Here is a 12951-nt window from a genome sequence, read left to right as displayed (position 1 = left end):
GCGATTTTCCGTTCGGTGGGTTCGAGGCCGATGCGGCCGACGATCGATTCTACGGGATGCCGCGGCACCCGCCCCGGAAAGCGGTCAGCCGGCGAGGGTCGAGAGCAGTTCGCGGGTCGCGTCGGCGTATCCGGCGACCCCGCGGCCGACGACATGCACCACCGCGACGTCGGCGACGTAGGAGTGGTGGCGGAACGGTTCCCGGGCCATCACGTCGGAGATGTGGACCTCGGCGACGGGGAGCGCGACGCCCGAAAGAGCGTCGCGCAGCACGACGGACGTGTGCGTCAGCCCGCCCGGGTTGATGACGATCGCAGCGCAGTCCGTGCGGGCCGCGTGGATCGCGTCGATCAGGACGCCTTCGTGATTGCTCTGCACCGCGCGCACCTCGTAACCGGACTCCGCGGCGGTCCGCTCGACGAGCGCCTCGACGTCGGCGAGGGTGTCGTGCCCGTAGACGTCGGGTTCACGGATGCCGAGAAGGTTCAGGTTCGGTCCGTTGACGAGCAGCAGGCGGCGGGGGGTCGACACGTGACGACCCTACTGGGACGGGCGGTGCATCTGGATCTCACGGCCGACCTCGGTGTCGAGGCCAAGTCCCGTCGCGATGAATCCGAGCCGGCGGTAGGCCGCCTGCGCGCGGGCGTTGTCGATGTGGACGTCGAGGGTGAGCCCGTCGGCGCCGACGGCCTCTGCCCAGGCGGATGCCGCGGCCACGAGCTCGTCGAGGACACCCCGCCCGCGGTGGCCGGCATCGACGAAGACACCGACGAGCTCGGCCCGCGGGGCGGCGACGCCGCGGCCCAGGGCGTCGGCAGCACCGGCATCCCGGATGAGGACCGTCGCGGAGCCGACCCACCGCTCCCCCGCGATCGCGACGAACTGCGCCGCGTTCTGACCCAAGGCGGCGTCGGCGGTCCGCGACTGCCAGTGCACGTCGTCGCGGGCGAGCTCCTGCTCGCGGGTGGTCAGAAACGCGATGGACGCGACCGGATCGCTGACCGCGCGGATGCGGAGGTCGCGGACCTCGCGCCACTCGTGCAGGCGGACGCGGCGGACCGCGGCATCCGTCACCCGGCGATCTCCTGGTACGCCGCGAACAGCAGCGACTCGTCGGGAGCCTGCATGACGGTGGGCTTGCCGATCGCGTCGAGGACGATGAAGCGGAGCATGCCGGCGCGCGACTTCTTGTCGCGCTGCATGACGCCCAGCAGGTGCTGCCAGCCATCCATCCGATAGCTCGTGGGAAGGCCCAGGAGGTCGAAGATCCGGCGGTGGCGCGCGACGTCGTCGTCCGAGAGCCGCCCGGCGAGGCGCGAGAGCTCGGCGGCGTACATCATGCCGATCGAGATGGCGGCGCCGTGGCGCCAGCGGTACCGCTCGGCGTGCTCGATCGCGTGACCCAGGGTGTGGCCGTAGTTCAGTACTTCACGCAGGCCTGCCTCGCGGAAGTCCTCGCTCACCACGCGCGCCTTCATCTCGATCGCGAGCTCGATGCACCGGCGGAATTCGTCCGTCGTCGGGTCGACCGCCGCCTCGGGGTCGCGCTCGACGATGTCGAGGATCTCGGGGTACCAGATGAAGCCGGCCTTCACGACCTCCGCGAAACCGGCGACCGTCTCGTTGCGCGGCAGCGTGTCGAGCACGTCGAGGTCGCAGATCACCGAACGGGGAGCCCAGAACGCGCCGACGAGGTTCTTCCCCTCGGCCGTGTTGACACCGGTCTTGCCGCCGACAGCGGCATCCACCATCCCGAGGACGGTCGTCGGGATCTGCACGACCTGCACTCCGCGCAGCCAGGATGCCGCCACGAACCCCGCGAGGTCCGTCACGGCGCCGCCGCCGAAGCCGATGACCGCGTCGGTGCGGGTGAAGTCGGCCTGCCCCATGACCTGCCAGCAGAAGGCGGCGACCTCGATGCGCTTGCCGTCCTCGGCGTCGGGGACCTCGGCGGTGAGCACCTCGAGCGAGCCGTCGGCGAGGAGCAGTTCACGCAGGTCGGCCGCCTTCGCACCCAGGCGCGGGGTGTGCACGATCAACACCTTCTTGACGGTGGGGGCGAAGTGCTCGCGGACACCGGCGAGCAGGCCCCGACCGACGTGGATGTCGTAGGGCGAGGCCCCGGTGACGCTGATGGTGGTGTGGGTCATGGGGTGACTCCCGAGGTGTCGGCGGCGGGCCCTGCCCAGTCCGCGATGGCGGTCACGATGTTCTCGAGCGGCCCCGACGACGTGTCGAAGGTCGCATCGGCGACGGCCTCGTAGACGGGCCGCCGTTCCGCATAGATGCGCTCCCAGCGCTGGATCGGCGTCTCGTCGTCCCCCGACAGCAGGGGGCGGGATGCCGCTTCGCCCAATCGACGGGCGACGACGCGCGGCGCGACGGTCAGCAGGGCCACACGGTGTGAGCGCAGTCGCTCCCGGGTGGCCTCGTCGAGCACGGCTCCTCCGCCGAGCGAGACGACGCCGCCGCTGCTCAGGGCTTGCGCGACCGCATCCCGTTCGAGAGAGCGGAAGTGCGGCTCACCGTGTGTCGCGAACAGGTCCGCGATGGGCCCGTGAGCGCGGACGATCATCGCGTCGGTGTCGTGGAAGGTGCGCCCGAGTCGCTTCGCCACCCGTTTACCGACGCTCGTCTTGCCGGCCCCCATGGGACCGATGAGCACGATCGCCCGGGCGTCAGGCGAGGTCATGCGCGAGGAGTGCCGCCTCGGACGCAGGGGTCGTCTTCAGCGTCTCGGGGATCGCCTCGAGGTAGGTCTCGAGGTTGCGACGCGTCTCACGGACGCTGTCGCCGCCGAACTTCTCGAGGACCGCGTCGGCGAGCACGATCGCGACCATCGCCTCGGCGACGACGCCGGCTGCCGGCACCGCGCAGACATCCGAGCGCTGGTGGTGGGCAGCGGCCGTGTCACCGGTGGCGACGTCCACGGTACGAAGCGCGTGCGGGACGGTGGCGATGGGCTTCATCCCGGCCCGGACGCGGAGGACGGTGCCCGTCGACATCCCGCCTTCGGTGCCGCCGGCACGGTCGGACGCGCGCGTGATGCCGTCCTCGGTCGCGAAGAGTTCGTCATGAGCCGCCGAGCCGCGACGACGCGTGGTCTCGAACCCGTCCCCGACCTCGACGCCCTTGATCGCCTGGATGCTCATGAGGGCCTGGGCGAGCTTGCCGTCGAGGCGCCGATCCCAGTGCACGTGCGATCCGAGCCCCGGAGGCAGGCCGTAGGCGAGCACCTCGACGATCCCGCCGAGGGTGTCGCCGTCCTTCTTGGCGGCGTCCACCTCGGCGACCATGCGCTCGGACGTGGCCGGGTCGAAGCAGCGGAGCGGATCGGCGTCGAGCGCATCGACATCGTCGGGTCCGGGGAGCTCCGCCCCCTCGGGCACCTGGACGGGACCGATCGACAGCGTGTGGCTCACGAGGCGGATGCCGAGCTCCGAGAGGAAGCCGCGGGCGATCGCACCGAGCGCGACGCGCGCGGCTGTCTCGCGCGCGCTCGCGCGCTCGAGGATCGGCCGGGCCTCGTCGAAGTCGTACTTCTGCATGCCCACGAGGTCGGCGTGACCGGGACGGGGGCGCGTGAGCGCGGCACCGCGGCCGCGGGAGCGTTCGCTCAGCTCGGTGGGCTCGGGGTTCATGACCTCGACCCACTTCGGCCACTCGGTGTTGCCGATGCGCAGGGCGATCGGGCTGCCGAGCGACAGGCCGTGCCGGACGCCGCCCGAGAGGTTCAGCTCGTCTTCCTCGAACTTCATCCGCGAGCCACGGCCGTAGCCGAGCTTGCGGCGGGCCAGGTCGGCGCGGATCGCGTCGAGCGAGACGGGGACGCCGGAGGGCAGGCCCTCCATGATGGCGACGAGTTCGGGGCCGTGGGATTCGCCGGCGGTGAGCACGCGGAGCATTGCTCTAGTCTCCCACGAGCGCGCGGCGCATGACGGCCACGACCTCGGCCTCTCGCGGCAGCGGCTCGTCGACCCCGCCGGTCGCGAACGCGCGGATCTGCAGCACGGCCTGGTGCAGCAGCATCCCCTCTCCTCCACGCGCCGAACCGCCCGCGCGATCCCACGCCCGCGAGAGATCAGTCGGCCAGTGACCGTACACGACGTCCATCAGCGGACCGCCGGTCGCCGCCAGAGCGCCAGCGACGGAATCCTCCACCGATACGCCTCCGGGCAGAGTCGCGATCGTGACGTCGACGCGGCGCTCCGCGGGCTCGCTCAGGAGCGCCGTCGTCACGTGGACACCGACGCGGTCGCCGAGGTCCACGAGGGTTGCCGCGGCCTCCGGGCGCCGAGCGACGATCTCGACCTCGCCGACCCCGAGCTCCGCCAGCGCGACGAGGGCAGCGGATGCCGTCGCCCCCGCGCCGACGATGCGCGCCCGATGGGCGGACACGATGCCCTGCTCGCCCAACGCAGCGACGATGCCGCCGACATCGGTGTTGAAGGCACGCCATCCGTCGCCCGTCCGCACGAGAGTGTTGGCAGCACCGGTCAGGATCGCGCGCGCGTCCCGCTCGGCCGCCGCGGCGAATGCGGCGTGCTTCAGCGGCATCGTGAGCGAGAGGCCGCGGTGTGCGGCGTCCAACCCGGTCAACTCCGCGTCGAAGGAACGCTCATCCACGCGCCGTCGACCGTACGTCCAGTCCCAGCCGAGGAAGCCGTAGGCCGCCGTGTGCATCGCCGGTGACAGGCTGTGGTCGATCGGATCGCCCCAGACCTCCAGGGCGACGTCGCTCATCAGGAGCAGCCCCCGTCCGGGTTGTCCCGGCACCACTGCTGGTACTGCGCGACGGCCTTCTCGTGCTCGGCGAACGTCGCCGAGAAGACGGTCTCGCCCGTCTCGAGGTTGACGGTGACGAAGTACTGCCAGGGCCCGTCCGCGGGTTCGAGCGCCGCCTTCATCGCGAGCTCGCCCGGGTTCGCGATCGGGGTGACCGGGAGACCCTTCTTCTTGTAGGTGTTCCAGCCGTTGTCGTCCTCGAGCTCCTCAGCCCGCGAACTCGTGCCGCCCTCGCGGTCCTGGAACGGGTACTGCGCGGTCGAGTCCATCTGCAGCAGCCCGTCGGTGTCGCTGATGGCCGGGTCGAGCCGGTTCTCGATGACACGCGACACCTTGTAGAAGTCGTCGGCGTACCGCGCCTCCTTCTCGATGATGGACGCGACCGTGAGGATCCGTTCCCGCTGATCGGTGGGGACACCGGCGTCGTCGAGCGCCTGCACGGTGCGATCGACCATCCTCTGGATGACCTCTTTCGCCGTCACGTCAGGATCGAAGGTGTAGGTGGCCGGGAAGAGCCACCCCTCCAGCGTCTCCGCCTTCACGCCGTACGCGCTCGGGTCCTTCACGGCGTTCTCGACGTCCTCCAGGGGAAGACCGATGCCCTCCGCGATGCGCGGAACGGATTGTGCGACCGTCAGACCCTCGCGGAGCTGCGCGGTGTACTCCTGCTTGTTCGTCGGGTCGAGCAGAGCCTGGTAGGCCGCCTCCGAGGTCATCTTCTTCTGCAGCGCATAGACGCCGGGCTTGAGCGCGCTGGGATCCTCGGCGCTCTCGATCAAGTACGAGTAGAACGCGTCGGACGTCTTCGTCACGCCCGCGTCGAACAGCGCGCGGGAGATGTCCGCGCCGGTCTGTCCCGACAGCACCGTCACGCTGGCCTCGCCCTCTGCCATCCCCGCCTCGAAGTCTTTGGGCTCCTCCCAGCCGAGGACCTTCCGGATCTGATCCTCATAGGTGGTCCACACGGCGACGCCGCCGCCGACGAGCCCGCCGATGATCGCGAGGACGATCGCGAACACGCCCCACGCCGCCACGCGGCTCTTCCGACGGTCCTTGTCGTGGCGCTTCGACGAGTTCGACGGGGCCTTCAGGCCCTTCTCCTCGAAGAGCGCGTCGATCGGCGCCGTCGTCGACGCGAGAGGCCGCTCCGCCACGGGCGTGCGCCGAGGGACAGCGGATGCCGGGGGCACAGCCGCGACGGGCTCGCTGACCGGCTGCCGGTCGCCCTGCAGGTTCTCCGCGGCAGGAGCGTCGTCGACGCCAGGAACACTCTGCGTGTTCTGGCGCTGCGCCTCTCGTGCCGCACGACGCGACGTCGGCGCCTCGGGAAGGTCGCCAGGCGACGGGGTCTCGGGCATCGATGGACTCCTGCGTCTTTTACAGCGCCGCACCGGCCGGGTTGCCGGTGCTCTTCTCGACATCGATCGCCTGCTGGAGGAGAACGACCGCGGCGATCTGGTCAACGATCCTACGAGACGACTTCTGCGAACGCCCGTTCTGACGGAGCACGGCGTTCGCCGACACGGTGCTCAGCCGCTCGTCCACCAGTCGGATGGGCACATCGACAGCGGCCGAGAGCTCAGTGGCGAACTCGCGCGCATCGGTCGTCGACGCGGTCTCGGATCCCCCCAGGCTGATCGGGAGACCGACGAGGATCTCGATCGGGTCGTACTCGCGCGCGATCTCGACGATGCGCGCGACCGAGGTCTCGGAGCGGGGAACGGTCTCGACCGGAACGGCGAGCATCCCGTCCGGATCGCACCGTGCGACCCCGACACGGGCTCGCCCGACGTCGATGCCGAGACGGATCCCGCGACGGAAACCGCTCACGCGGTCGCACCCTCCAGTGCCGCGACGATCCCGGTCAGCGCAGCCGACAGAGCCGAGGCATCCGTCCCGCCTCCCTGTGCCACGTCATCACGGCCGCCGCCACCGCCGCCGAGCACTCCGGCAGCGGTCTTCGCCAGGAGTCCCGCCTTGGCACCCGCGGCGCGCGCGGCCTCGGTGGTTGCGACGATGACGATCGGACGCCCACCGGCCTCACCCGCGAGGGCGACGACACCGGCGTCGGAACCGAGACGCTCGCGCACCTGCAGGGCGAGCGTCCGCAGGTCGTCGGCGGAGGCGACCGGGCCGATCGACTGCGCCACCACGCGGTAGGAGCCGGCGGAGACCGCGGATGCCGCAAGCGTCGGCACCCGCTCACCGAGGGCCTTCGCCTCGAACTGAGCGATCTTCTTCTCGGCCGCCTTGAGGCTGGCCTGCAGCTCCGCGATACGCGCGGGCAGCTGGTCGCGCGGGATCTTCAATCCCGACGTGAGCTGCGACACGATGGCACGCTCGGCTGCGAGCTCGCGGAAGGCGTCCTGGCCTACGAGGGCCTCGACGCGGCGGTTGGAGGCGCCGACGGACGACTCCCCCACGAGGTTGATGAGCCCGACCTGGGCGCTGGAGGACACGTGGGTGCCGGCGCAGAGCTCGCGCGACCACGGGCCGCCGATGTCGACCATCCGCACGGTGTCGCCGTACTTCTCGCCGAACAGCGCCATGGCGCCCGCCGCCTTCGCCTCGTCGAGCGACATGACGCGGGTCGTGACCTCGAGGTCGTCGCGGACGGCGTTGTTGGCGATCTCCTCGATCTCGCTGCGGGTCTCGGGCGAGAGCGCCTGGCCCCACGAGAAGTCGAACCGGAGGTATCCCGCACGGTTGAGGGAGCCCGCCTGCGTCGCACTCTTGCCGAGCGTGTCGCGGAGAGCCGCGTGCACGAGGTGGGTCGCGGAGTGGGCCTGCGCAGCCGCGCGGCGGTTGGCGGCATCCACCACTGTCGTCGCGGCGTGACCGACGGCGACCTCGCCCGTGGTCACCTCGACCGTGTGGCTGATGAGACCGGGGACGGGCTTCTGCACGTCGAGGACCTCGAGCTCGTAACCCGGACCGACGATGACGCCCTTGTCGGCGACCTGGCCGCCCGACTCCGCGTAGAGGGCGGTCTCGGCCGTGATCACCTCGGCGATCTGCCCCTGCGAGGCACGGTCGGCCGGAGCGCCGTCGACGAGGATGCCGAGGATCCGGGACTCGGTCTCGAGATCGGTGTATCCCGTGAAGACCGTCTCACCCAGCGCGCGGAAGTCGCGGTAGACGCTCGTGTCGGCGAGCTGGCGCTTGCGGGAGCGGGCGTCGGCCTTGGCGCGGTCGCGCTGCTCCTTCATGAGGGTGTCGAAACCGGCGCGGTCGACCGAGAGACCGGCCTCTTCGGCGATCTCGAGCGTGAGGTCGATCGGGAAGCCGTAGGTGTCGTGCAGGAGGAATGCCTGCGAGCCGCTCAGCGCGGTCGACTGCGTGGACTTGGCGGACTCGATCGACGTGTCGAGGATCTCCGATCCGCTCGCGAGGGTGCGGAGGAAGGTCGCCTCCTCGGCCAGCGCGTACTGCGACAGCCGAGCGTAGTCGGTCTCGACGACCGGGTAGGACTCCTTCATCGCGTCACGCGACACCGCGAAAAGCTCCGCGAACGTCGGGCCTTCCACGCCCAGCAGGCGCATCGACCGGATTGCGCGGCGCATGAGGCGGCGCAGGATGTAGCCGCGACCGTCGTTCGCCGGCGTCACACCGTCGGAGAGCAACATCAGCGACGAGCGGATGTGGTCGGCCACCACGCGGAAGCGGACGTCGTCGTCGTGGTTCTCGCCGTACCGCTTGCCCGAGAGCTCCACGGCCTTGTCGAGGACGGGACGGACCTGGTCCGTCTCGTACATGTTGTCGACGCCCTGCTTGATGAACGCGACGCGCTCGAGGCCCATGCCGGTGTCGATGTTCTGTGCCGGGAGGTCGCCGATGATGTCGAACTCGTACTTCGAGCGCACGTTCGTGATCTCGTACTGCATGAACACGAGGTTCCAGATCTCGACGTAGCGGTCGTCGTCCGTGGCGGGCCCGCCGTCGACGCCGTATTCGGGACCGCGATCGAAGAAGATCTCGGAGCACGGGCCGGCGGGACCGGGAAGCCCCGTGGTCCAGTAGTTCGTGTCCTTGCCCAGGCGCTGGATGCGCTCCTCGGGAAGGGTCGAGTGCTCGAGCCAGAGCTGGATCGCCTCGTCGTCCTCCTCGTAGACGGTGACCCAGAGATCCTTCGGATCGAATCCGAGTCCGCCGTCTTCGTCGGGGGTGGTGAGGAGCTCCCACGCGTACCGGATCGCGTCCTTCTTGAAGTAATCGCCGAACGACCAGTTGCCCAGCATCTGGAAGAACGTGCCGTGACGCGGGGTCTTGCCGACCTCCTCGATGTCGTTCGTGCGGATGCATTTCTGGTTGTCCGCCGCGCGCTTGTAGGGCGCGGGCACGTCGCCCGAGAGGTACGGGATGAAGGGGACCATGCCGGCGACCGTGAACAGCAGCGCCGGGTCATCACTGACGAGGGATGCCGAGGGCACGATCGTGTGCCCGCGCTTCTCGAAGTAGTCCAGGTAGCGCCGGGCGATCTCAGCGGTCTTCATCGTGTGTCCTCAAACTGCATGCGGGATCGGTCGCGTCCCAGGGGCCGCGACCGGAGATGGGGAAGTGGGTCAGTCGCCCTGCGGGGCGGACGCGGCATCCTTCGACACGGCATCCTTCGACAGGGCGTCCTGCGCGTCGGCGACGATGCCCTCGATCTTCGCCTCCTGCGTCCGGTAGGCCTCGCCCATCCGGTCGGTGAACTCGGAGATGCGGAGGTCGACCTCGGAGAGGAGCTCCTGGCCTCGCGGATCCTTGTTCACCAGGTGCGCGGCAACGAAGCCGGCGACGATGCCCATCAGGAACCAGAGGACTTTCTTCATGGGTCCATGTTAGGTGCAAAGCAGAAGGGGCGCCGGGTGAACCCGACGCCCCTCCGAACCGCGTGATCCGAGGATCAGCGCGCGGCGTAGCTGAACTGTTGTCTGCTCCGCAGAGGTACTACGCCCCGCTTAGCGCGCGGCGTAGCTGGACTATTGTCTGCTCCGCAGAGGTACTACGCCCCGCTTAGCGCGCGGCGTAGTACTCGACGACGAGCTGGACTTCACAGGTCACCGGGACCTCGGCGCGCTTGGGGCGACGCTCGAGACGGGCCTGGAGCTTGTCGAGCTCGACCGACAGGTAGCCGGGAACCGGGGGCAGGACCTCGGCGTGACCGCCGGCGGCTGCGACCTGGAACGGCTCGAGAGCCTCGCTCTTGGCCTTGACGTGGATCGTCTGGCCCGGCTTCACGCGGAAGGACGGGCGGTCGACGAGCTGTCCGTCGACGAGGATGTGACGGTGCACGACGAGCTGACGCGCCTGTGCCGTCGTGCGGGCGAAGCCCGAACGGAGCACGAGCGAGTCGAGACGCATCTCGAGGAGCTCGACGAGGTTCTCACCGGTCAGACCCTCCGTGCGGCGGGCCTCGTTGAAGGTGTTGCGCATCTGCTTCTCGCGGATGCCGTACTGCTCGCGCAGACGCTGCTTCTCGCGAAGACGGACGGCGTAATCGCTGTCCTGCTTGCGCTTGGTGCGGCCGTGCTCACCGGGAGCGTAGGGACGCTTCTCGAGGTAGCGGGCGGCCTTGGGGGTCAGTGCGACGCCGAGGGCGCGCGAGAGGCGCACCTTGCGGCGGTCCTGGGACTTCGTTGCCACGAAATCTTCCTTCCATGACGTGGCCATGTCTTTCACGGCTCACGGGCGTATCGCCTTCTCTCGCCCTTGCGGACTGCACGCCGGGGCACGCCGAAAGGTGGGAAAGAGAGAAGAGGATGCCCGAAAACACGGTTTCGAGCCGATTAAGCCTAACAGACGGGTCGGATCATCCCTGGCCGCGCGCCAGATCGAGCGCACCGGGCGGATAGAAGGGCAACGCATCAGCGTGGAGGTCGTCGATCCGGTACCAGCCGACCGATGTGTCGCCGTCGAGCACCTGGATCCGCTCGTCGACGCCCAGGTCGTCGAGCTCCGGGCTGCGCACCGCGAAGACGTAGGCGATCTCGTGCCCGGGGCGGCCGTCGTTGTCGAAGATGTTCTCGAGGACCCCGAGGAGCCGCGAATCCGTCACGGTCGCCCCGAGCTCCTCCGCGAGCTCCCGGCGGACCGCAGCATCAGCCGTCTCCCCCGGCTCGACACCGCCGCCCGGAGCCCGCAGGAATGACGGACGCTCCGGCGTCGCCGAGTACAGCTCCCCGAGGACGTATCCGTCCCTGACGACGACGGCGACAGCGATGACGCGGATGCGGGGGCGCGATCGGACCTCCGCCGCATACGCGCGCAGCGCGCGGCCGTAGAGAGGTATCTCGTCCGCGAGAGCTCGAAGGGCGGTGCGGAGCGCGCGGACGGCCTTGTCATCGTCGTACAGGGCGAGCGCTCGGAATCCCGCCGCCGCGCCCGCCAACGGGTCGGTCGGCGGGACGTCCTTCAGGACGGCGATCGCGCCCGAAGCATCCCCCACATTCCGCAGGGAGCTCGCGAGTTGGATCCTCGCCTGCGTCGCGAAGGGCGCCTCCAGTCCCCCAGCGAGCGCCGCACGATAGAGCGGGATCGCCGCCGACTCTTGTCCGAGGAAGTCCTCAACCGACGCGCGCTCGAACAGGGCGCGAGGGTCACCCTCGGGTCGCCCGGTGAGCGCCTCGCGCATCGCGATTCGGAGGGCGTCGGGAGTCTCTTCGTCGGCGGCCGCCCACACGTCGTCTATGCGGCGGTCCACCTCCCCCGGCACCTCAGTCACCGAGGATCTTCCGGATCTTCTCGAGTCGGGCGGAGATGTCGCGCTCCATACCCCGACCGGTCGGCGCGTAGTAGCGGCGTCCTCGCAGTTCGTCAGGCAAATACTGCTGCGTCGCGACACCGACCTCGAGGTCGTGCGGGTACACGTATCCCTTGCCGTGACCCAGGCGCTTCGCCCCGGCGTAGTGCGCGTCCCTCAGATGGATCGGCACCCGCCCGAACCCTCCCGCACGGACGTCCGCGATCGCCGCATTGATGGCGTTGTAAGCGGCGTTCGACTTCGCGGTGGTCGCGAGATAGGCGGTGGCCTCCGCGAGTGGGATGCGCCCCTCCGGCATCCCGATGAACGCCACCGCGTCAGCGGCCGCCACGGCGATCTGAAGAGCCTGCGGGTCGGCGAGCCCGATGTCCTCCGCGGCTGAGATGACCAGGCGCCGGGCGATGAATCGCGGATCCTCGCCGGCTTCGATCATCCGGGCGAGGTAGTGCATCGCGGCGTCCGGATCGGACCCTCGGATCGACTTGATGAAGGCGCTGATGACGTCGTAGTGCTCATCGCCCTGTCTGTCGTACCGCAGCAGGGCGCGATCGACGGCTTGCGCGACGTGCTCGGCCGTGATGACGGGCGGCTCCGCCGGGGCATCCTCGCTCTCGTCATCGGACGTCTCGACCGGCTCGGCCATCGACGCCGCGGCCTCGAGCGAGGTCAACGCACGACGCGCATCCCCTGAAGCGAGGTGAACGAGGGCGGCCCGCGCCTCATCCGAGAGGGTGACGGCGCCGGCAAGGCCTCGGGCGTCGGTGACGGCGCGGTCGACCAACATGCCGAGGTCCGCATCGGTGAGGGGCTGCAGGGTGAGCAGGAGCGATCGCGACAGCAGGGGCGAGATCACCGAGAAAGAGGGGTTCTCCGTCGTCGCCGCGATGAGGATGACCCACCCGTTCTCGACGCCCGGGAGCAGGGCGTCCTGTTGCGCCTTGGTGAAGCGGTGGATCTCATCGAGGAAGAGGATCGTGGAGGCGCCGTACAGGTCGCGCTGGGTCATCGCTTCTTGCATGACCTCACGGACGTCCTTGACGCCGGCGGTGACGGCCGAGAGCTCCACGAACCGACGGCCGGAGGTCCGCGCGATCGCCTGCGCCAGCGTCGTCTTGCCTGTCCCCGGCGGCCCCCAGAGGATCACCGAGACTGCGCCGGTGGTCGCGCGCCCGGGGTCGGCGAGGGCGACGAGCGGCGACCCCGGACGGAGCAGGTGGGTCTGACCGGCGACCTCGTCGAGGGATGCCGGGCGCATCCTCACGGCCAGAGGCGTCGCTCCGCGGAAAAGCGCATCACTCTGTGCCATCCCTCCAGGCTAATCGCCCCCACCGACATCACGCCCCGACCGGTGCCGCCGGGTTTTGCCCCGGGCGCGGGGCCGAATAATCTGCAGAAGGCTGCGCTCTCGCTCAGCCTCGACG

General features: G+C 69.7%; 13 protein-coding genes. All 13 read right to left on the bottom strand.

Annotation, left to right across the window (positions count from 1 at the left end):
* Positions 1–84 precede the first annotated feature (84 nt).
* Complete coding sequence (locus BLP38_RS04550; protein WP_091353550.1) at positions 85–531, bottom strand: type II 3-dehydroquinate dehydratase; 447 nt, start codon at positions 529–531, stop codon at positions 85–87.
* 9 nt (positions 532–540) lie between these two features.
* Positions 541–1074 (bottom strand): GNAT family N-acetyltransferase, encoded by a 534-nt coding sequence (locus BLP38_RS04545; protein WP_091353546.1) that lies wholly within the window; start codon positions 1072–1074, stop codon positions 541–543.
* On the bottom strand, positions 1071–2150 hold the full coding sequence (aroB, locus tag BLP38_RS04540) for a 3-dehydroquinate synthase (protein WP_091353542.1): 1080 nt from the start codon (positions 2148–2150) through the stop codon (positions 1071–1073). The genes BLP38_RS04545 and aroB overlap by 4 nt, the downstream gene beginning before the upstream one ends.
* Positions 2147–2692, bottom strand: coding sequence for a shikimate kinase (locus BLP38_RS04535; protein WP_091353539.1), 546 nt, complete (start codon positions 2690–2692; stop codon positions 2147–2149). Before BLP38_RS04535 ends, aroB begins: the two co-directional genes overlap by 4 nt.
* A complete protein-coding gene (aroC, locus tag BLP38_RS04530; RefSeq protein WP_091353535.1) occupies positions 2679–3905 on the bottom strand; it encodes a chorismate synthase in 1227 nt (408 codons plus the stop codon). The genes BLP38_RS04535 and aroC overlap by 14 nt, the downstream gene beginning before the upstream one ends.
* Positions 3906–3909: 4 nt before the next feature.
* Positions 3910–4743 carry a shikimate dehydrogenase gene (locus BLP38_RS04525; RefSeq protein WP_091359533.1) on the bottom strand — a complete coding sequence of 278 codons (834 nt, stop codon included), beginning with the start codon at positions 4741–4743 and terminating at the stop codon, positions 3910–3912.
* On the bottom strand, positions 4743–6143 hold the full coding sequence (gene mltG / locus BLP38_RS04520; protein ID WP_091353532.1) for an endolytic transglycosylase MltG: 1401 nt from the start codon (positions 6141–6143) through the stop codon (positions 4743–4745). The genes BLP38_RS04525 and mltG overlap by 1 nt, the downstream gene beginning before the upstream one ends.
* 19 nt (positions 6144–6162) lie before the next feature.
* The gene (gene ruvX, locus BLP38_RS04515) at positions 6163–6615 is read right to left on the bottom strand and encodes a Holliday junction resolvase RuvX (protein WP_091353529.1); all 453 of its coding nucleotides are present in this window, start codon (positions 6613–6615) and stop codon (positions 6163–6165) included.
* Entirely contained in the window at positions 6612–9278 is a 2667-nt protein-coding gene (gene alaS, locus BLP38_RS04510) for an alanine--tRNA ligase (RefSeq protein WP_091353526.1), read from the bottom strand. The genes ruvX and alaS overlap by 4 nt, the downstream gene beginning before the upstream one ends.
* A 69-nt stretch (positions 9279–9347) precedes the next feature.
* Positions 9348–9599 (bottom strand): ATPase, encoded by a 252-nt coding sequence (locus BLP38_RS04505; protein WP_091353521.1) that lies wholly within the window; start codon positions 9597–9599, stop codon positions 9348–9350.
* 184 nt (positions 9600–9783) lie between these two features.
* Positions 9784–10440 carry a 30S ribosomal protein S4 gene (rpsD, locus tag BLP38_RS04500; protein WP_018186731.1) on the bottom strand — a complete coding sequence of 219 codons (657 nt, stop codon included), beginning with the start codon at positions 10438–10440 and terminating at the stop codon, positions 9784–9786.
* Positions 10441–10579: 139 nt separating this feature from the next.
* Positions 10580–11491 (bottom strand): tetratricopeptide repeat protein, encoded by a 912-nt coding sequence (locus BLP38_RS04495; protein WP_231916566.1) that lies wholly within the window; start codon positions 11489–11491, stop codon positions 10580–10582.
* Positions 11484–12836, bottom strand: coding sequence for a replication-associated recombination protein A (locus tag BLP38_RS04490; RefSeq protein WP_091353518.1), 1353 nt, complete (start codon positions 12834–12836; stop codon positions 11484–11486). Before BLP38_RS04490 ends, BLP38_RS04495 begins: the two co-directional genes overlap by 8 nt.
* Positions 12837–12951 lie beyond the last annotated feature (115 nt).

This window comes from Microbacterium sp. LKL04 (assembly GCF_900102005.1).
Lineage (GTDB): Bacteria > Actinomycetota > Actinomycetes > Actinomycetales > Microbacteriaceae > Microbacterium.
The sequence above is the reverse complement of the archived record's forward strand: the minus strand, read 5'-3'. Positions and strand labels throughout refer to the sequence as shown.

Coding starts and splice junctions, on each gene's coding strand:
- aroB (WP_091353542.1), bottom strand. CDS start 2,150: ATGACCCACACCACCATCAGCGTCACCGGGGCCTCGCCCTACGACATC.
- BLP38_RS04535 (WP_091353539.1), bottom strand. CDS start 2,692: ATGACCTCGCCTGACGCCCGGGCGATCGTGCTCATCGGTCCCATGGGG.
- aroC (WP_091353535.1), bottom strand. CDS start 3,905: ATGCTCCGCGTGCTCACCGCCGGCGAATCCCACGGCCCCGAACTCGTC.
- BLP38_RS04525 (WP_091359533.1), bottom strand. CDS start 4,743: ATGAGCGACGTCGCCCTGGAGGTCTGGGGCGATCCGATCGACCACAGC.
- mltG (WP_091353532.1), bottom strand. CDS start 6,143: ATGCCCGAGACCCCGTCGCCTGGCGACCTTCCCGAGGCGCCGACGTCG.
- alaS (WP_091353526.1), bottom strand. CDS start 9,278: ATGAAGACCGCTGAGATCGCCCGGCGCTACCTGGACTACTTCGAGAAG.
- BLP38_RS04505 (WP_091353521.1), bottom strand. CDS start 9,599: ATGAAGAAAGTCCTCTGGTTCCTGATGGGCATCGTCGCCGGCTTCGTT.
- rpsD (WP_018186731.1), bottom strand. CDS start 10,440: ATGGCCACGTCATGGAAGGAAGATTTCGTGGCAACGAAGTCCCAGGAC.
- BLP38_RS04490 (WP_091353518.1), bottom strand. CDS start 12,836: ATGGCACAGAGTGATGCGCTTTTCCGCGGAGCGACGCCTCTGGCCGTG.